Annotated in this window: 18 protein-coding genes and 1 tRNA gene; 11 read left to right on the top strand and 8 right to left on the bottom strand. The window is 71.5% G+C overall.

All coding sequences use genetic code 11. The features are described from left to right. Nucleotides 1-32: 32 nt before the first annotated feature. On the bottom strand, nt 33-1,937 hold the full coding sequence (locus FH610_RS37705) for an ABC transporter ATP-binding protein (protein ID WP_139580020.1): 1,905 nt from the start codon (nt 1,935-1,937) through the stop codon (nt 33-35). Nucleotides 1,938-2,166: 229 nt separating this feature from the next. Between FH610_RS37705 and FH610_RS37700 the strand changes: the two genes are divergently transcribed. The 3 genes from FH610_RS37700 (at nt 2,167) to FH610_RS37690 (ending at nt 5,313) form a co-directional block, all read left to right on the top strand. Beyond that, on the top strand, nt 2,167-3,450 hold the full coding sequence (locus FH610_RS37700) for an ABC transporter substrate-binding protein (protein WP_139580019.1): 1,284 nt from the start codon (nt 2,167-2,169) through the stop codon (nt 3,448-3,450). 88 nt (nt 3,451-3,538) lie between these two features. Next, nucleotides 3,539-4,423, top strand: a complete 885-nt coding sequence (locus tag FH610_RS37695; RefSeq protein ID WP_240809432.1) for a carbohydrate ABC transporter permease — start codon at nt 3,539-3,541, stop codon at nt 4,421-4,423. Beyond that, nucleotides 4,420-5,313: a carbohydrate ABC transporter permease gene (locus FH610_RS37690; RefSeq protein ID WP_139580017.1), complete on the top strand. Its 894-nt coding sequence runs from the start codon at nt 4,420-4,422 to the stop codon at nt 5,311-5,313. The genes FH610_RS37695 and FH610_RS37690 overlap by 4 nt, the downstream gene beginning before the upstream one ends. Before the next feature lie 17 nt (nt 5,314-5,330). On the opposite strand, the gene FH610_RS37685 is transcribed toward FH610_RS37690, so the two are convergent. Continuing rightward, complete coding sequence (locus tag FH610_RS37685; protein WP_240809431.1) at nt 5,331-6,326, bottom strand: ArsR/SmtB family transcription factor; 996 nt, start codon at nt 6,324-6,326, stop codon at nt 5,331-5,333. An 80-nt stretch (nt 6,327-6,406) separates the two neighbouring features. Here FH610_RS37685 and FH610_RS37680 point away from each other — a divergent pair, with 80 nt between their 5' ends. Further along, nucleotides 6,407-7,687: an MFS transporter gene (locus FH610_RS37680; RefSeq protein WP_240809430.1), complete on the top strand. Its 1,281-nt coding sequence runs from the start codon at nt 6,407-6,409 to the stop codon at nt 7,685-7,687. Here FH610_RS37680 and FH610_RS37675 read toward each other — a convergent pair. Beyond that, entirely contained in the window at nt 7,617-8,675 is a 1,059-nt protein-coding gene (locus FH610_RS37675; protein ID WP_240809429.1) for a LacI family DNA-binding transcriptional regulator, read from the bottom strand. The genes FH610_RS37680 and FH610_RS37675 overlap by 71 nt on opposite strands. Before the next feature lie 95 nt (nt 8,676-8,770). Then, on the bottom strand, nt 8,771-9,562 hold the full coding sequence (locus FH610_RS37670; RefSeq protein WP_139580016.1) for an IclR family transcriptional regulator: 792 nt from the start codon (nt 9,560-9,562) through the stop codon (nt 8,771-8,773). A 90-nt stretch (nt 9,563-9,652) separates the two neighbouring features. Between FH610_RS37670 and FH610_RS37665 the strand changes: the two genes are divergently transcribed. After that, nucleotides 9,653-10,882, top strand: coding sequence for a CynX/NimT family MFS transporter (locus FH610_RS37665; protein ID WP_240809428.1), 1,230 nt, complete (start codon nt 9,653-9,655; stop codon nt 10,880-10,882). A gap of 1 nt (nt 10,883) precedes the next feature. Here the strand turns inward: FH610_RS37665 and FH610_RS37660 are convergent, their stop codons facing one another. From FH610_RS37660 to FH610_RS37645, 4 genes are all read right to left on the bottom strand, one after another. After that, on the bottom strand, nt 10,884-11,534 hold the full coding sequence (locus FH610_RS37660; protein ID WP_139580015.1) for a Uma2 family endonuclease: 651 nt from the start codon (nt 11,532-11,534) through the stop codon (nt 10,884-10,886). A gap of 50 nt (nt 11,535-11,584) precedes the next feature. Further along, nucleotides 11,585-12,142 (bottom strand): cysteine dioxygenase, encoded by a 558-nt coding sequence (locus FH610_RS37655; protein WP_139580014.1) that lies wholly within the window; start codon nt 12,140-12,142, stop codon nt 11,585-11,587. Beyond that, the gene (locus FH610_RS37650; protein WP_139580013.1) at nt 12,139-13,050 is read right to left on the bottom strand and encodes an amidohydrolase family protein; all 912 of its coding nucleotides are present in this window, start codon (nt 13,048-13,050) and stop codon (nt 12,139-12,141) included. Before FH610_RS37650 ends, FH610_RS37655 begins: the two co-directional genes overlap by 4 nt. 97 nt (nt 13,051-13,147) lie before the next feature. Then, a complete protein-coding gene (locus tag FH610_RS37645; protein ID WP_139580012.1) occupies nt 13,148-13,519 on the bottom strand; it encodes a phage holin family protein in 372 nt (123 codons plus the stop codon). A gap of 181 nt (nt 13,520-13,700) precedes the next feature. Between FH610_RS37645 and FH610_RS37640 the strand changes: the two genes are divergently transcribed. From FH610_RS37640 to FH610_RS37615, 6 genes are all read left to right on the top strand, one after another. Beyond that, nucleotides 13,701-13,976, top strand: coding sequence for a hypothetical protein (locus FH610_RS37640; protein WP_076438988.1), 276 nt, complete (start codon nt 13,701-13,703; stop codon nt 13,974-13,976). Between the two features lie 53 nt (nt 13,977-14,029). Beyond that, nucleotides 14,030-14,734 (top strand): response regulator transcription factor, encoded by a 705-nt coding sequence (locus FH610_RS37635; RefSeq protein ID WP_139580011.1) that lies wholly within the window; start codon nt 14,030-14,032, stop codon nt 14,732-14,734. Next, on the top strand, nt 14,731-15,804 hold the full coding sequence (locus FH610_RS37630) for a HAMP domain-containing sensor histidine kinase (protein WP_139580010.1): 1,074 nt from the start codon (nt 14,731-14,733) through the stop codon (nt 15,802-15,804). Before FH610_RS37635 ends, FH610_RS37630 begins: the two co-directional genes overlap by 4 nt. Nucleotides 15,805-15,808: 4 nt before the next feature. After that, nucleotides 15,809-16,195, top strand: a complete 387-nt coding sequence (locus FH610_RS37625; RefSeq protein WP_139580009.1) for an OsmC family protein — start codon at nt 15,809-15,811, stop codon at nt 16,193-16,195. Nucleotides 16,196-17,112: 917 nt separating this feature from the next. Next, nucleotides 17,113-17,694 (top strand): hypothetical protein, encoded by a 582-nt coding sequence (locus tag FH610_RS45540; protein ID WP_338104624.1) that lies wholly within the window; start codon nt 17,113-17,115, stop codon nt 17,692-17,694. Between the two features lie 70 nt (nt 17,695-17,764). Further along, nucleotides 17,765-17,838: transfer RNA gene (locus tag FH610_RS37615), tRNA-Lys, on the top strand. Nucleotides 17,839-17,841 lie beyond the last annotated feature (3 nt).

Below are 17,841 nucleotides of genomic sequence, written 5' to 3'. Positions count from 1 at the left end.
CGGCCCGCTCGTGAGCAGGCCGGTCACGCGGGTCAGGCCGTGCGATACGCCTCCGCCTGGAGGTTGTAGAGGTCGGCGTAGAGGCCGTCGAGGGCGATCAGCTCCTCGTGCGTGCCGTGCTCGCGCACCTTGCCGTGGTCGAGCACGTAGATGCGGTCGGCGTAGCGGACGCTGGCGAGGCGGTGCGTGATGAGCAGCACGGTCCGGCCGTCGGCGTGCCGCCGGATCCGCTCGAACAACGCGTGCTCCGCCCTGGCGTCGAGGGCGGCCGTGGGCTCGTCGCAGATGAGCAGGGGTGCGTCCCGATAGAACCCGCGGGCCACCGCGATGCGCTGCCACTGCCCGCCCGACAGCTCCTGGCCGTTCTTGAACCGGCGGTCGAGCAGCGTGCGGTAGCCGTACGGGAGCTCGGCGATGACCTGGTCGGCACCGGCGACCTCGGCGGCGCGGACCACCTCGCTCTCGCCCTTCTCCATGCCCATCGTGATGTTGTGGCGGGCGGTCAGCGGCCACCGCGTGTGGTCCTGGGCGATGACCGCGATCCTGCGGCGCAGGCTGTCCGGATCGACCTCGGCCAGGTCGACGTCGTCCCACCGGACACGGCCGCCGTCCGGCTCGTACAGCCCGGCGAGGATCTTGGCGAGGGTCGTCTTGCCCGACCCGTTCTCGCCGACGAGGGCCACGACCTCCCCGCGCTCGATGCGGACCGACACCCCGCGCAGGGCGGGGGCCGGCGCGGCGGGATAGGAGAAGGCGACCTCCTCGACCGTGATGCGGCCGAAGTCGTCGGGGGCCGTCCGTTCGCGGGCGGGTGGGATGCGGCTCTCGGCGTGCGCGATGAAGTCCAGGAAGTCGGTGAAGTAGAGGCCCTCCTCGTAGAGCCGGTTCGTCGCGTACATGAAGTTCGAGAGCGAGGTCTGGCCGGACCGGATGGCCAGCACCGCGGTGCCGGCCACCGCGAGGGGCACCGCGCCCGCCGCGAGCAGCAGGCCGAGCGCGACGTAGACCGCGCCCTGCCCCAGACCGCCCAAGGCCTCGCCGAGGACGCGGGCGACGGTCTGCCGTCGCGCGAGGTCGAGCATGACCCGCTGCTCGCCCCGGGCGACCGCGTCGAACATCCGCAGCAGGAAGCCGCGCATGGTGAACGTGCGGACCTCGGCCGCGGTGTCCTTGTCCGCCAGCAGTTCCTCGATGATCCACTTGCGCCGTCTGGCCGGGACGAGCACCAGGGCGGTCGTGTAGCGCATCCTGGCGGTCCGGACGGCCGCCCAGGCGTCGGGGACGACCGCGAGCAGGAGCAGGGGCAGCAGCACGGGATGCAGCACGCCCAGCACGCCCGCCGCGGCCACGATGCCGACCAGGCCCGACAGCGTGTCGATGGTCGTGCTCACGATCATCTCGGCCATCTGCATGCCGCGGATGCGGGCCCGCTGCAGGGCGTCGTGGAACTCGGGGTCGTCGAAGCTGACGAGGTCGACCCGGCTGGTCAGTGTGTAGAGGCGCTCTTCCGTGATCCGGCTGACCTGGGGTTCGAGCCGGGACTGGGCCCAGTTGGACCCCGCCTGCAGGGCCGTGCGCGCGGTGGCGGCCAGGCCCACGAGCAGCAGGCTGGGCAGCGCGGCCCGGACCCGCTCCGGAGTGGGGCCCGCCTGGAACAGCGCGGTCAGCACGCCCGTCGTGGCGAGCAGGCCGAAGGCGGTGAAGACGCCGCCGAGTGTGCTCAACGTGACCGTGGCCACGGTGTCGCGGGAACTCGCCTCCCAGGCGATGCCCAGCGCCTGCCGGATCAGCCGGGGCAGTCGCCGTGCGACCGTGAGGAAGCCGAGCCCGGCCATCGTGCCGTAGTGTCGCGCCCATTGCGGAGACTCGACGTCCGCCATGTCCGGCAGGTCGTCCTCCGACAGATGATCTGGTCCCCCCTGTTGTGTGACCGTCATGCCTGCAGTGTGAGCGCCCGCGCCGACAATTTCCCGGGCCCCGGTCGCGGCGATCGCTTTGACGCACGCCCCTAACACCGTGCCAGGGCCCGTATGCAGAGACGTTATCGGCACAAACTTGACGGCGTGCCGGTGGAAGTGGGTTGATTGGGCCTGCTGACAACGTTGTCAGCCATATGTGTCTTCGGGGGCCCGAAATCCTCGTGAAAAGCCTGAAGGGAATGTTGCGATGAGACGACGGTGGATGGCGGCCGTCGCGGTCTCTGTTGCAGGTCTGCTCACTCTTTCCGCCTGTGGTGGCGGTGACAAGCAGGAGAGCGGAGGCGGTCAGGCCGCGAAGAAGGTCGAGGTCTTCTCGTGGTGGACGGGTCCCGGTGAGGCCGACGGCCTCAAGGCGATGCGTGGGATCTTCGCCAAGCAGAACCCGAACTTCGAGTTCTTCGACGCCGCGGTGGCGGGCGGCTCGGGCGACCAGGCCCGCGCGCTGCTGTCCAGCAAGCTGCAGGCCAACCAGCCCCCGGACACCTTCCAGGGCCACGCCGGCGCCGAGCTTCAGGGCTACATCAAGAGCGGCAAGCTGGAGTCGCTGAACTTCCTGTACGACGAGCTGAAGCTCAAGGAGGTCTTCCCGCAGCAGCTCATCGACCAGATCTCGGTGCAGGGCCAGGTGTACTCCGTGCCGGTGAACATCCACCGGTCGAACGTCCTGTGGTTCAACCCCTCGGTCCTCAAGAAGGCCGGCATCGACGGCGCGCCGAAGACCGTCGAGGAGTTCATCACCGACCTCGACAAGGTCAAGAAGTCCGGGAAGATCCCGCTGTCGATCGGCTCGCAGTGGACCTTGGTGCACCTGCTCGAGTCCGTGCTGCTCGGCTCCCTCGGCACCGACGCCTACAACGCCCTGTGGACGGCCAACGCCGACTGGTCCAACGCGAACGTGACCAAGGCGCTGGAGAACTTCAAGACCATCCTGTCGTACGCGGGCAGCCCGCAGGACGACTGGCAGCCGGCGGCCAAGCAGGTCGCCGACGGCGAGGCGGCCTTCAACATCATGGGCGACTGGGCCTACGGCTACTTCCACAACCCGCCGGAGGGCGGTCTCGGCAAGGAGTCGCACAAGGACTTCGACTGGGCCGCGTCGCCGGGCACGGACGGCACCTTCATGTGGCTGTCGGACAGCTTCACCCTGCCGAAGGGCGCGCCCAACCGCGACGGCGCGATCGCGTGGCTGAAGGTGGCCGCCAGCAAGGAGGGCCAGGACGCGTTCAACCCGCTGAAGGGCTCGATTCCGGCCCGCAAGGACGCCGACCAGTCCCTCTACAAGGACTACCTGTCCTGGGACCTGGAGCAGTGGTCGAGCGACAAGCTGGCCGGCTCGATCCAGCACGGCGTGGTCGCCAACGACCAGTGGCGTCAGGCGATCACCGACGCGGTCGGCCTGTTCCAGCAGGACAAGGACGTCGCCAAGTTCCAGCAGGCGCTGGTCGCGGCGGCCAAGAACAGCGGCCAGTGAGCTGATCTCCTCGTACGGCCCACGCCCCTGTCCGGCAACGGCGAGGCGTGGGCCGTACTTGATCTTCTGAGAGGTACAAGTGACGCGGGTGCGCAGATGGCTGCCCGGGCTACTCCTGGTGTCGCCGTCGATCATCCTCATCGCGGTCTTCGTGTACGGCCTGCTGGGCTGGAACTTCAAGCTCGCCATGACCGACAAGCACGACGAGATCGCGGAGATCCCCGGCAACTTCGTCGGGCTGGAGAACTTCACCGGCATCTGGAGCGAGGAGCGCTGGGGCCTGTCGGTCCGCCACGCGATCGTCTTCACCGTGGTCTTCGTCGGCGGCGCGCTCGTTCTCGGCTGGCTCCTCGCCTTCCTGATGGAGAAGGGCATCCGGGCGGAGAGCGGCTTCCGCGCCGTCTACCTGTTCCCGATGGCCGTCTCCTTCATCGCCACCGGCGTGGTCTGGCGGTGGCTGATGAACAGCGCGACGGGTGAGCAGGCGGTCGGGCTCAACCGGCTCTTCCACTACGCGGGGCTCGACTTCCTGCAGTGGCAGTGGTTCCGCGACCCCGACTGGGGCATGGCTGCGATGGCGATCCCGGCGATCTGGCAGATGTCCGGATACATCATGGCGTTGTTCCTCGCCGGGTTCCGGGGCGTGCCGGAAGAGCTGCGCGAGGCCGCCCGGGTGGACGGCTGCAGCGAATGGGGGGTCTACCGGCACGTGGTGCTGCCGATGCTGCGCCCGGTGACGCTGTCCGCGCTGATCATCCTCGGCCACATCTCGCTCAAGGTCTTCGACCTCGTCGTCGCGGTGTCGGGCAAGCAGATCATCACCGACGTGCCCGCGACGTTCATGTGGACGGCGGTCTACGACTCCCACGACCCGGCGAAGGGCGCGACGATCGCGTCCTACATCGTGCTGTCCGTCGCCGTCTTCGTCGTGCCCTACCTGATCTGGGACGCCCGTAAGGGGAAGCGCTCATGACCGCGCAAGCCGCCGAGAAGGCCCCGCGTACGGCGCCCGCCGCCCCGGTCCGCGACAAGGGCCGGGCCGGCACGTGGGTGCGGCTCGTCCTGCTGCTGCTGTTCGTCCTGGTCTTCCTGATCCCGGTCTACGTGCTGCTGGTCACGAGCTTCAAGCCGCTTACCGAGGCCGACCCCACGCAGGCGTGGAACCTCCCCAAGGTGTGGACGACCGAGGCGTGGAGCGTCGCCTGGGAGAAGCTCGAACCCGGCATCGTCAACAGCTTCCTGCTCGCGGTCCCCGGTTCGCTGATCTCCGCCGCCCTCGGGGCGCTGAACGGGTACGTGCTGTCCAAGTGGCGCTTCCCCGGCGCCGACGTGCTGTTCACGCTGTTCCTGTTCGGCATGTTCATCCCCTACCAGGGCGTGATGATCCCGCTGGTGCAGCTCATGGTGAACGTGGGCGACACCCTCGGCGTGCAGCTGTACGGCGGCATCCCGGGCCTGGTCCTCGCCCATGTGGTGTACGGCATCCCGATCTGCACGCTGATCTTCCGCAACTACTACGTCACGATCCCCGACGAGCTCATCGAGGCGTCCCGCGTCGACGGTGCGGGGATGCTGCGGACGCTCTGGTCGATCGTGCTGCCGGTCTCCGGCCCGGCGTTCGCCGTGGTGATCATCTGGCAGTTCACCTCGATGTGGAACGACTTCCTGTTCGCGGTCTTCCTCACCGGGCCGAGCTCCTGGCCGACCACGGTCATGCTCAACAACATCGCGGGCGCCGTGACGACGCCGTACAGCCAGCAGATGGCGGCGGCGATCCTGGCGTCCATTCCCACGATGGTCATCTACGTGCTGCTCGGCAGGTTCTTCATGCGCGGTCTCATGGCGGGCGCGCTCAAGGGCTGAGTCTCAAGGGCTGAGTCTCAGGAGTCGAGCCGGCCGGCCATCAGCGCGTCCCCGAGAGGGGTGCGCCGGTAGAGGACCTGCCGCCCGACCCGGGTGCCGGCGACCAGCCCGGCCGCGCGCAGCGCGGTCAGGTGGCCGCCGGCCGTGCCGAGCGCCAGCCCGAGGCGGGCGGCGAGCTGCGTGGTGGTCGCCGGGGTCTCCAGCTCGGCCAGGATCCGGGCCCGGGACCTGCCGACCAGCCCGGCGAGCGCCGCCGCGCCGCCCGCCCGCGGCTGCGCCGCCGCCACCCCCCGCGCCGGATACACCAGCGCGTACGGCCACGCCTCGTCGAGGTAGGCGATCACCTTGCGGACGAAGAGGCTGGGCAGGAACAGCAGGCCGCGGCCGCCGAGCCGGTGCCGCTCGTCCCGGTCGCCGGAGGCCGCCACCTCGATGAGGGCCGACGCCGGTCGCCAGCGGACCCGTGGGCCGAGGTCGTCGAGAGCCGCCGCCCAGCCGTACGTCGCCAGCCGCCCGGCCCGCTGGATCACGTCGCGTTCCAGGATCGCGTGGAAGCGGGGCCACTGCGGCGCGACCAGCTCGGTCCAGGTGCGCTCGAGCCCGTCGGCCAGGAACGCGACCACGTCGTCGTGCTCCAGGACCTCCATGATCTCGGCGCGCGGGGGCGGCCGCCCGTCCAGCGACATCGCGATCTCGGCCCGCGCCCGCTCCAGGGGGGTGGCCCGCATCGCCGCGATCTCCTCGGCGAAGGAGACGTTGATCCCCGTGGGCGGCGGCGCGATGAAGTCGGCGATGTAGGCCCCCTGGCGGAACAGCGCGACCATCGCCCGCGCCCCCGGGTTGCCGGCCAGCAGCCGGGCGAACCGGGGGCGCGCCGTCGCGGCCCAGGACGCGTGCGCGCCCGCCTCCAGCCGCCCCGACAGCATCCACATCGCGTGCATGGTCTCGTTGAGCGGGGAGGTCGCGAAACGGCTGGCCGCGACGTCCTGCGGGCTCACCTCGATCCGGTACACACGCCCACCCTTCGGCAGTTTCCGAAACGTTAGCGCGGCCCGAGGCGGCGGGCCGAGCATGTGCGCCAAGGAGGTGGGCCGTGACCGTGGCCGCGAACCAGGAGAGATCGACGTTCCGGGCGTGCTTCGCCGTCCCGGAGTTCCGCGTGCTCTTCGGGAGCCAGCTTCTGCTGGTCCTGGGCGACACCGTGAAGATGCTCGCGTTCTCCGTGCTGGTCTACGCGCGGACGGGGTCACCCGGGCTGGCCGCGCTGGCGTACATGATCGGGTTCCTGCCGCAGGTGGCGGGCGGGATGCTCCTGCTGGCGCTCGCCGACCGGTGGCGCCCGCGGGCCCTCATGGTCGCGGGCGACCTTCTGCGCGTGGCCACATGTCTCGTCCTCGGCCTCGGGGACCTGCCGATCGGGGCCATGCTCGCGCTGGTGTTCGCGGCGGGCGTGCCCGCACCCCTGTTCTCGGCCGCGCGCACCGCCGTGCTGCCCGACGTGCTGGCGGGGGACGCGTACGTGCTCGGCCGCGCCCTGTTCACCACGACCTCGGCGGGGGCGCAGGTCGCCGGGCTGGCCGTCGGCGGGGGTCTGCTCGCCGTGACCGGCCCGCACAGGGCGCTGCTGATCACCGCCGCGCTCTCGCTGGGCAGCGCGGCGCTGACCGGGTTCGGGCTGCGCGACCGCCCGGCGCGTTCCGCACGCCGGGCGGGGGCCGTACGGACGACGCTGCGGGTCAACCGGGCGCTGCTGGCCGACCGCGCCGTCCGGGGACTGCTGCTGGCCGGGTGGCTGCCGCCGATGCTCTCGATCGGCGCGGAGGCCGTCTACGTGCCCTACCTCACGGGTGAGGGATCGGCGTGGGGCGCGGGAGTCGTGCTGGCCGCCGCGGCGGCGGGCATGGGCGTGGGGGAGTTCGCCGTCGGCAGGTTCGCCCCGCCCGCCGCGCGCGAACGGCTGACCCTCCCGCTGGCGCTCCTGCTGGGCGTGCCGCTGCTCGGGTTCGCCGCCCGGCCGGGGGTCGCCGGGGCGGCGGCGCTGGCCGCCCTGGCTGCGGCGGGGCTCGCCTACAACCTAGGGCTCCAGCGGCGGTTCCTCGACGCGGTTCCCGAGGCCGCGCGCGGGCAGGCGTTCGGCCTGCAGATGTCCGGTCTGATGACGGCCCAGGCGCTGGGCGCCGCCGCCTCGGGCGCCCTCGCCGAACTCGTGCCCGCCCATCTCGCCATCGCGCTGTCGGGCTGCGGCGTGATCGCCGTCGTGCTCGCGCTGCGGGGTGATCTGCGCGGCGCCCTGTCGTCCCGCGTCAGCCCGCCGTACGGTCCCGGAGGGGCAGGGGAGGGCGCTCGCCCGAGCCCCGCGGAACCAGCCGCGTAGCCAGTTCGATCCTGCTGGTCGGCTCCTCGTCCCCGGACAGGCGCATGAACAGCAGGTCGGCGGCCGTACGGCCGAGCCGGGCGGGATCCTGCGCCACCACGGTGATGCCCAGCAGGTCGGCCAGTTCGAAGTCGTCGAACCCCACCAGCGCGAGGCCGCCCGCGGCGCCCGCGTCGGCGGCGCCCGTGAGCGACGCCAGCGCCCGCAGGGTCTCCACGGTGGTGCGGCCGTTGCCGGCCAGCAACGCGGTCGGAGGGTCGGACGCCGTGAGCAGCCGGGCAAGGTCGGCCCGCATCCGTGCCGGGTCCGGCGGCGCCATGACCACCAGGCCCTCGTCGTACGGCAGGCCGGCGGCGGCCAGCGCCTGCCGGTAACCGCGCAGCCGTTCGGCGGCCGTGAAGATCCCGGGGGAGTCGCCGAGGAAGGCGATGCGGCGATGGCCGTGCGCGATCAGGTGGGCCGTGCCGGTCCGGCCCCCGCCCGCGTTGTCGCACAGGACGGTGTCCGCCTCGCACCCCGCGCCCGGCGGCCGGTCGGCGAAGACCGCCTTGATCCCGGCCTCGAACTCGGGCGCGAGGTAGCCGTGGTCGCTCCCAGCCGGCACGATGATCAGCCCGTCCACGCGGCGGGCGCAGAAGGCGAGCACGAGATCGCGCTCGCGGGCCGCGTCCTCCCGGGACGACCCGGTGAACAGCAGATAGCCGTGGTGCAGCGCGGCGTCCTCCACGGCGCGGCTGAGGCTGGAGTAGAAGGCGTCGGCCACGTCCTCGATCACCAGGCCGATGCTCGCCGTGCGGCCCCGGCGCAGGATGCGCGCGCTGTCGTTGCGGCGGTAGCCGAGCCGCTCGATCGCCGCCTGCACCCGGTTCGCGGTCGCGGCGTTGACGCCTGGCTCGCTGTTGACGACGCGGGAGACGGTCTTGAGCGCCACACCGGCCGCGGCGGCCACGTCGTTCATGGTCGGACGGCCGCGTCTGGTCTCTCCCACGCAGGGATCATCTCCCATTTCATGGCCCTAGACAACGTTGTCAGTTCCTTGGTGAGAGATGGTCGCTTTTGTGGGGACGTGGGGGGTCTGCCGGGTCACGGACTGCCGGGCTGTGCGCGGCTCCCGCCTCCGGTGGCGCGCAGGTCGGCCTCGATCCTGGCGGCGGTGGCGAGCAGCGGGGGGAGCAGGTCGCGGCGGGCCGACTCCAGGGTGGTGCGGCTGGCGTGCGAGGAGACGTTGAGCGCCGCCACCACCCGGCCGCCGCGGTCCCTGATCGGCGCGGCGATCGAGCGCAGTCCCTCCTCCAGCTCCTGGTCCACCACGGCCCAGCCCTGGGCCCGTACGCGGTCGAGGGCGGTGCGCAGGGCGACCGGCGAGGTGGTGGTGTGCGGGGTCAGCCGCTCCAGATCGGCGCGGGCGAGGTAGGCGTCGAGATCCTCCGGGGGGAGCCCCGCGAGCAGCACCCGCCCCATGGAGGTGCAGTACGCCGGGAAGCGGGTGCCGATCGCGATCGTCACGCGCATGATCCGGGCCGTCGGCACACGGGCCACGTAGACGATGTCGGTGTCGTCCAGCACGGAGACCGACGCCGACTCGTGCACCTCGGCGACGAGCCGCTCCAGGTGCGGCAGCGCGACCTCGGGCAGGGAGAGGCTCGACAGGTAGGCGTAGCCCAGATCGAGCACCCGGGGCGACAGGGAGAAGAGGCGCCCGTCGGTCCGCACGTAGCCCAGGCCGGCGAGCGTCAGCAGGAACCTGCGCGCCGCGGCGCGGGTGAGACCGGTCTTGCGGGCCACCTCGCTGAGCGTCAGCTCCGGGCTCGCCGCGTCGAACGCCCGGATCACGGCCAGACCCCGGGCCAGCGACTGGACGTGCTCCTCCGCCATGACCGCCCACCTCCCGACCGAACCCTAGCGCCGGCCACCCCGGCCGGGGGACGGGCGGGCGCGCGACACCGTCCCGGTAGGGTTTGGCGAATGATGAGGAGGATCACGGACAATCGGGGAAAGCTGCTGCTGGTGGGCGGTTTCGTCCTGGCGGCGCTCAACCTGAGGCCCGCTCTCGCGGGCGTGTCACCGCTCCTCCCGGCCATCATGCGGGACCTCGGCCTCAGCCCCGCCGGGGGCGGTGCCATCACCACGGTGATGGTGGCGTGCCTCGGTCTGCTCGCCCCGGCCGCGCCCGGGCTGGCCACCCGGATCGGGCTGGACCGCACGCTGCTGGCCGGTCTGCTCGTCCTGGCCGCCGGTGTCGCCCTGCGCAGCGCGGACGGCGTGCCCACGCTGTACTGCGGCGCCGCCCTGGCCGGCACGGCCATCGCCGTCATGAACGTCGTCATGCCAGGTCTCGTCAAGCAGCACTTCCCCGGCAGGATCGGGCTCTTCACCGGCCTGTACGTCTCGGTCATGGTCAGTGGGGCCGCCATCGCCTCGGCGACGATGGTCCCGCTGGCCGGGCAGGTCGGCTGGCGGGCGGCGGCGGGGTCGGCGACCCTGCTCGCGCTGCTGGCGGCGGCCCTGTGGTGGGTGGCGCTCACGAGGCCGGCCGCGCAGGACCTTGCGGCGACGGTGACGGCGGCGGGGCGGGACGGCCGTTCCCGGTCCGGCGACCCCGGCCGCCGGCCGTACGCGGCCCTGCTCCGGACACCGGCGACGTGGCCGGTCATGGCGTTCATGGGTCTGCAGTCGCTGACCTTCTACGTCCTGCTGGCCTGGCTGCCCACCGTGTTCCAGGCCGCCGGCCTGCCGGCCGACGAGGCGGGATATCTGCTGGGCCTGACGAATCTCGTGCAGATCGCCGCGGCGCTGGCCGTCCCCCTGCACGCGGGCCGGGCCCGTTCCCAGGTGCCGCACGTGGTCGTGGCCGTGCTGCTGACCATCGGCGGATATCTGGGCGTGTTGCTCGCGCCCACCACCACGCCGTGGCTGTGGATGATCATCCTCGGGCTCGGCCAGGGGGCCTCCATCGCGCTCGCCCTGCTGATCATCACGCTGCGGGCGCCCGATCCGGCCTCGGTGACCGCGCTGTCGGCGGTCGCCCAGTCGAGCGGTTACGTGCTGGCCGCGATCGGGCCGCTCGCGTTCGGCCTGCTTCACGAACTGTCCGGCGGCTGGACCGTGCCCCTGCTGGCAGGGCTGGGGGCGTGCGCCCTCCAACTGGCGTCGGGTGTGCTCGCGGCACGCCCGGCGCGGGGACAGCCGGGCTGAGTCAGCGCGGCAGCCGTTCGAGGTCGATGGCGATGGGGAAGGGGGCGTCCACCGCGAGGCGGGTGTGGTGGACGCCGGTCACCTGATATCCGGCGCCGTCGGCGTCGAGTGCGAAGGAGTAGACGAAGGGCCGGAAGTCGGCGCTCTCCTCGACCCGCCAGAAGTGGGGGATGCCGGCCGCCGCGTAGTGCCGCGGCCGCACGTCGCGGTCCGAAGCGGCCGAGTCGGGGCCGACGACCTCGATGACCAGGCGCACCTCCTCGGCGAGATAACAGGTCCTCCGGTCGTCGGAGGCGGCGAGGTCGTCCACCAGGGACACGTCGGGACGGGCGCGCCGATCAGGCCCCAGCAGGACGTCCATCCGGCTGACCGCCACCAGGTCGCCCGGGACCTGCGCGTTCAGGGCGGTGCGCAGGCCGTAGGTCATGCGCTCGTGGAACCGCGTCTGGGGGCCCGTGGGGATGAGGCCGGCGTCGGGCTGATCGGCGTCGGGCTGATCGGCGTCGGGGTGATCGGCGTCGGGGTGATCGGCGTCGTCCCCGTCGTCCCGCCGCTCGCCCACCGGGGGCCGGAGCCGGGAGAGCCGATCGGAGACGCCCCCGGCCCCGCCTCCCGGACGGGGCTGAAGCCAGTCATCGAGCACGCTGGTCATGGCAGCAGCCTAGCGTCACCCTCGGTGATGATCGAACTACTCGCGCCGCCCTAAGCCGGGTCGAGCGGGCGCAATTCGTCCGCGTACCCGACCGAAAGGCGGCGCATGGTCCCGTCGTCGGTGATGGAGTACTGCCCCATGCGCCACAGCGGTGGCGAGTACGCGTGGATGGAGACCGAGCCGGGCGCCTCGCCGGTCAGCCGGTGGATGTGGTCGGGCCCGAACGAGAAGGCCTCGCCCGCCGCGACCGGCGTCTCCAGGTGGACGCCGCCGATGCGCGGATTGCACTCCTTCAGCTCGCCGGCCACCACACGGACCGCGCCGGAGGAGACGTCGTGGTCGTGCCAGCCGGTGTCGTCCCCGGGCCGCCAGCACAGCAGCCACACGTCCACGTACGAGTCGCGGTGCAGCGAGACGTAGTGGCGTCCCCCGTCCTCCGCGCCCTGGAAGTTGAGGTGGTGACGCCACAGTTCGGGCCGCGCGGCCAGGTCCTCGACCAGGGCGAGCAGTTCGCGGCGGTCGAGCGCGCGGGCGGGCAGGTCGCCGACGGGGGCCAGGTCGGTCAAGGAGGCACAGAGCGCGCCTTCCTGGATCGTGGGCGTGCTCATTGGTGCGACTCCTTCCGGGACAGCAGGCGGCCGGGATTGGCCACGCGGACGGCGTGATCGACGGCTCGTTGTGCGGGGTCGCCGGGGTCCGGCCACGCCGACTCGGCGTACGGCTGGTCGCTCCCGGCGACGAGGACGTCGATCCCGAGTTCGCGGATCACCGCGTCGGCGGCCCGGGGGCCGTAGGACGACGTCTCCAGGAACAGATCGGGGTCCACCAGGCCGCGCCCGGCGGCGCCCCGGCTCAACTGGCGCTCCCTGTGCAGCGGGGCCAGTCCGGCCAGCAGCGCGAAGCACACCTTCAGCCGGGGATGCCGGGGCCGGCCGAACGCCTCGAACGCGTACCAGGCGGCGTGCATCTGCTGCACGTACGGCACGACGGCCGCCCACCACGCCGGGCCCGCCGCGGCGGCGGGGCCCGGATGGACGAACAGCGGCAGGCCGCGGTCCTCCAGCACGTCGAGCAGCGGGGCGGCCAGGGCCAGCCCCCGGGCGTCCCCGAGCGCGGTCGCCGGGAGCTGCAGCCCGGCCAGGCCCTGGTCGAGGGCGCGGCCGAGGGTGCGCGAGAGCCGTACGGGATCGGGGTCGGTCACCGGGGCGGCCGCCCAGGCGCCGAACGGCGCGGGCAGCGCGCGGGCGTCGGCGTGGTAGGCGTCGATGAGCGGCCACGCCTCCTCCGGCGGCAGGTGCTCGATCCCGAGCGGGCTCGACAGGGAGACGAGAGCGAGGTCGAGGTGGGCGTTGCGCTCGCGCCGGATCTCCACGTCGTGGTCGGCCGGATCCGCCTCGTACGGCGGCTCGCCGTCGAGGACGAGCGTCCATCCGTCCAGGTAGGGCGGGCGGGTGCGGCGGCGCAGCGCGTCGACGAGGGACGGCGTCCACAGGTGCTGGTGCACGTCCACGCTCATCTGCCCGCCTCTCGACTAAGCCTGCATTCCCTACTCAGATTACATGCTTTTCAGCGGGAGTGACCCGGGGGCGGATGGCACACCCGCCCCGGGCCGGTCAGTCGTCGCCGAGGATCATGTTGAGGATCCAACTGATCACGCCCACGACGATGGCGCCCCAGAAGGCGGCCACGAACCCGTCGACGTGGAAGGGGAGGTCGAGCTGCTCGGCGAGCCAGCTCGTGAGCAGCAGCAGGGCCGCGTTCACCACCAGGGCGAACAGGCCGAGCGTGATCACGTAGAACGCGCAGCCGATCGTCTTGATGATCGGCTTGATGACGGCGTTCACGAGGCCGAAGATCAGCGCGACCGCGAGGAGGGTGCCGATCTGCTTGGCGGTGGAGCCGGCGCTGACGGTGATGCCGTCCACCAGCTTGGTGGACGCCCACAGGGCCGCGGCCACCACGATGATCTTGAGTATGACCTTCACCTCAAGAATCCTTCCATGGCACGGCAAAGAGTGCGCGGTTCGCGTGTGGCCGGAATAGGCGGCCTGCGCCGGGGGCGGGGAGGAGCGGCAAAAAGCCCATCCGATTCCGGCGGTCTTTCTCCCGCCTCGGGGGTATAAGCGGCAAACCTGGGGGAAACCGACGAGTTGGGGGTGAGATCGGATGGACGTGGAAGAGCTCGAGTCGCTCCCCGCGAAGGAGCTGCACGACCGCGCCGTGCGCTACGCCGTACGGCACGGCGACCTGGGATTCCTGTGGGACCTGCTGAAGGTCATCCCGGCGGCCGAGGCCGCCAGCGGCAACAGTGACGAGACCGCGAACGACCTCAGCAGGGTCTCGGCGCTGCTCAGCGACGCGATCGGGGCGGGCGAGGGCGAGCTCGGCGACGCGCTACGGCCGGTCTACGTCGACTATCTGTCCAAACACCCCGACGCCTGAGCGCGGGGGCGAACGCTTAGCAACCTCTCATCTCCGCACGTCACAATGGCGGCGTGGTCAAGACACAGGTGCTTGTCGTCGACGACGAACCCGAAGTCCGCGACGCGATCGCCCGGGCGCTCCGTGTGGAGGGGTACGGCGTGGCGACCGCCGGGGACGGCATGGACGCGCTCGACGTCATCGGCGGCGCGGCGCCCGACCTCGTGGTGCTCGACGTGCTCATGCCGGGCATGAACGGCATCGAGGTCTGCCGGACGCTGCGCGGAGACGGCAACCGGCTGCCGGTGCTCATGCTGACCGCCCTGGACGGCATCGGCGACAAGGTGGCCGGTCTCGACGCGGGCGCCGACGACTACCTGGTGAAGCCGTTCGCGCTGGAGGAGCTGTTCGCCCGGGTGCGCGCCCTGCTGCGCCGCGCCGCGCCTCCCCCGGAGGCCGGCTTCGCCGACCTGGTCCTGCTGCCCGACAGCAGGCAGGCCCGGCGCGGCCGGCGGCTCATCGACCTGACCAGGACCGAGTACGCCCTGCTGGATCTGCTGATCCGCAACGGCGGTCAGGTGCTGACCCGGCAGGTCATCCTCGAACGCATCTGGGGCTACGGCTTCCGGCCCGGGTCCAACCCGCTGGAGGTCTACATCGGTTACCTGCGCAAGAAGACCGAGGCGGCGGGCGAGTCGCGGCTGATCCACACCGTCCACGGCCTCGGGTACGCGCTCAGGGAGCCCGCCGCTCCTTCCGCCACCGGGGAGGAGCGGTGAAGCTCCGCTGGCGGCTCGCGATGGCCTCCGCGCTGGCCGGCGCGGTGAGCGTGATCGTCGTGATCGTGGCCGCCTACGTCATCACCTGCCGCCGGGTCGAGTGGGCGATGGACCATTACGGGACGTACGAGAACTACGGAGGCTACGGCGACCCGCCCCCCGACGGCGTGCTGGCCGCTCTCGCCGACGTGGACGACCTGGGCTGGCCCTTCCTCGCCGTGGCGCTCGGCGGCCTGGTGCTGTCGGGGGCGCTCGGCTGGCTGGCCGCCCGGGCCGCGCTGCGGCCGGTCAACGCGCTCAAGGACGCGGCGGGACGGGTGGCGACCACCCGGGACCTGACCACCCGCATCGACGTGACGGGCGACGACGAGCTGAGCAGCCTGGCCCGCAGCTTCAACGCCATGCTCGACGCGCTGGAACGCTCCGCCAAGTCGCAAAAGCGCCTCGTCGCCGACGCCTCCCACGAGCTGCGCACGCCACTCACCGCCCTGCGGACCAACGTCGAGCTGCTGATGAGAGGCGACCTGCCGCAGGAGGTCCGCAAGGAGGTGAGCCGGGCCGTGGTGAGCGGGCTGGAGGAGCTCACGGCGCTCGTCTCCGACGTGGTCGAGCTGGCTCGCGACGAGGAGCCCGCCGTGCTCGTGGAGAGCGTGCGCCTCGACGAGCTCGTGGAGCGGGAGGTCACCAGGGCGGCCAGGCACTGGCCGTCGACGGCGTACTCCGTGTCGGCCGAGCCGACGGTGGTGCGGGGTGTGCCCGACCGGCTCGCCAGGGCCGTCGCCAACCTGCTCGACAACGCGGCCAAGTACAGCCCGGCCGGCGGCCTGGTCGAGGTGTCGCTGCGGGGCGGCGTGCTGACGGTGCGCGACCACGGCCCCGGCATCTCGCCGGATGACCTGCCGCACGTCTTCGACCGCTTCTACCGCGCGCCTTCGGCGCGGGCGCTACCCGGATCGGGGCTGGGCCTGGCCATCGTGGGCCAGGTCGTGGACAGCCACGGCGGCAGCGTGTCGGCCGCTCCCGCCCCCGGCGGAGGAACACTCGTCCGGCTGGCGCTGCCAGTAGGGTGAGGTCATGGGCTCTGTACGCGTCGAGCGGACCGAGGACGGGTTCGTCGCCCGCAACGAGCGCGGCGCCGAGATCACGATGGGCTCCGGTGACGGCCTGTTCAGCCCGGTGGAGCTGCTGCTGGCCGCCGTCGGCGGCTGCAACGTCATGACGGTCGAGCCGCTCACCGCCAAGCGCGGCCACCGGCTCGTGCGGCTGGCCGTCGAGGTCTCCGCCGAGAAGGAGAGCCCGACGCTGCTGCGCTCGGTCACGGTGACCTACGACGTGGAGTTGCCCCCGGAGGACTCCGGCGAGGTCTTCGAGGCCGTCGCCGAGCGGGTCCACGAGCGCCACTGCACGGTGAGCCGGTCGCTCCAGAAGGGCACCGAGGTCAGGCTGGACCTCGGGAGGTAGCACGGGCGGGCGGAGCCCGTTCGGATGTAGGCCGGAAATCAACCTGCCTATGACGACTTCATGACAGGGCCCCTTGTAGTGTTGAAGCAAGTCCTCGGGAGAGGGCGACAGACTTTCTTGATAAAGGACGCGGATGGGGGAACCGCGTCCGGAAAGCGGGGGACCCGCCGGTGCCTTTGGGGAGGGCATTCCTGGCGGAACCGCTTTGATCCGGAGCCGGGCAGTTGGGGGACTGCCCGGCTCCGGCATTTTCCGGGTCCTGTACCCGTTCTCCTCCCGTCCGTCCCCTCCCCGTCCCCTCCCTGTCCGAACCGGGGAGCGGGCCTCGCCCCGGCCGCTCCGGGAAATGACCTTTGCCTTCGTAAACCGGCGGTCTTCCTTCTGCTCGGCGGCTCCGCTTTTGCGGCGGGTTGCTTTATCGCGCCGTCCCCGGTGATTTCCTTTGTGCTCTCTTGCCGTATGGCCTCCGCGCTTTGCCGCGCGCGGACGGGGCCTCCGTCACGCACCGTCAACATCACAAAGGCCGGGGTGGCGGGCAGTTGCCCCTCTTGGGGTAAACAGGACCAGAGGTAGATCTTCTGGGCGGTATGCGGCTTTTACTTTGCTCCATCCTGACTCGTCCTGTAGTGTCCTGTTTGCCGCCGACCGGTGGCTGGATTGGACTTGGAGAGGAGATCACCGTGGGTGACCCCACATCGACCTCTGAGCCAAGGCATCTCGGATCACACGTCTGACTCACGACGGCCTTCCGGCCGATCGCCATAGCTTCAGCGCACACGCCTCCGGGTGAACGACTTCTCCTGCCCGGACACGTGGCCCGTCTTCGCGGTCTGCCGCACGCAGGTCCCTAGATGACGCATGGCCATTCTCTGTCGTCTCACGAAAGATCCCCAGCCCTGATGAAGACTCTGTTTGACATGCGTGGCAACCGACGCCTCACCGCCGCGGCCACGCTCGTCGGTGCGGCGGCCGTCACCGCGTCCCTCGTGGCCGCCGTGCCCGCGCCCGTCGAGCAGCCGGTCAAAGAGGCCGTCAACGTTTCCGCCGCCATCCCGGCGCGCCAGCCCTCCCTCGCCATCCCGGCGCACGAGGAGGTCCTGCTCCAGGGCAGCACCACCGGCTCGTACTTCTGGGACGACTCCTCGGGCCGCCAGGGCGACACAGGTCTGCCGGCCATCGGCAAGCCCATGCAGCAGGGGATGTTCGCCAGCCCGAGCTGGCCGCTCGGCACCGAGGGCTACATCTTCTACAAGGGCAAGAAGGCCAAGTTCTTCATCGGCGACCGCGGCCCGGGCGTCCCGTCGGACAGCGGCGTCATGCTCGACATCGACGGCAAGACCTTCGCCGAGCTCACCGGCACCACCTGGAACGAGAACACGCTGACCGTCGGCGGCGACCTCGGCCACATCCCGATCCAGTACGTCGTCACGAAGTGGGGCGACGGGCCGGGCCTGCGCGGCGAGCCGGTGCCCTTCTCCAGCGGCGCCTGGCGGAGCTGAGCCGCGACATTCCGATCACCGAGCGATGTGCGCGACCTTCGCGGGACTGCTAAGGTTACGGACATCGCGGGCGCCGCTAGCTCAGTTGGTTAGAGCAGCTGACTCTTAATCAGCGGGTCCGGGGTTCGAGTCCCTGGCGGCGCACCC

Source organism: Microbispora catharanthi (assembly GCF_006334915.2).
Classification (GTDB): domain Bacteria; phylum Actinomycetota; class Actinomycetes; order Streptosporangiales; family Streptosporangiaceae; genus Microbispora; species Microbispora catharanthi.
Note: the sequence above shows the minus strand (reverse complement) of the source record. Positions and strands in the feature narration are given on the sequence as shown.

What these genes read in the sequence shown, in the direction of transcription:
- FH610_RS45540 (WP_338104624.1), top strand. Translation starts at nt 17,113, where the DNA reads ATGCGTGGCAACCGACGCCTCACCGCCGCGGCCACGCTCGTCGGTGCG.
- FH610_RS37660 (WP_139580015.1), bottom strand. Translation starts at nt 11,534, where the DNA reads ATGACCAGCGTGCTCGATGACTGGCTTCAGCCCCGTCCGGGAGGCGGG.
- FH610_RS37665 (WP_240809428.1), top strand. Translation starts at nt 9,653, where the DNA reads ATGATGAGGAGGATCACGGACAATCGGGGAAAGCTGCTGCTGGTGGGC.
- FH610_RS37700 (WP_139580019.1), top strand. Translation starts at nt 2,167, where the DNA reads ATGAGACGACGGTGGATGGCGGCCGTCGCGGTCTCTGTTGCAGGTCTG.
- FH610_RS37655 (WP_139580014.1), bottom strand. Translation starts at nt 12,142, where the DNA reads ATGAGCACGCCCACGATCCAGGAAGGCGCGCTCTGTGCCTCCTTGACC.
- FH610_RS37670 (WP_139580016.1), bottom strand. Translation starts at nt 9,562, where the DNA reads ATGGCGGAGGAGCACGTCCAGTCGCTGGCCCGGGGTCTGGCCGTGATC.
- FH610_RS37625 (WP_139580009.1), top strand. Translation starts at nt 15,809, where the DNA reads ATGGGCTCTGTACGCGTCGAGCGGACCGAGGACGGGTTCGTCGCCCGC.
- FH610_RS37650 (WP_139580013.1), bottom strand. Translation starts at nt 13,050, where the DNA reads ATGAGCGTGGACGTGCACCAGCACCTGTGGACGCCGTCCCTCGTCGAC.
- FH610_RS37640 (WP_076438988.1), top strand. Translation starts at nt 13,701, where the DNA reads ATGGACGTGGAAGAGCTCGAGTCGCTCCCCGCGAAGGAGCTGCACGAC.
- FH610_RS37705 (WP_139580020.1), bottom strand. Translation starts at nt 1,937, where the DNA reads ATGACGGTCACACAACAGGGGGGACCAGATCATCTGTCGGAGGACGAC.
- FH610_RS37690 (WP_139580017.1), top strand. Translation starts at nt 4,420, where the DNA reads ATGACCGCGCAAGCCGCCGAGAAGGCCCCGCGTACGGCGCCCGCCGCC.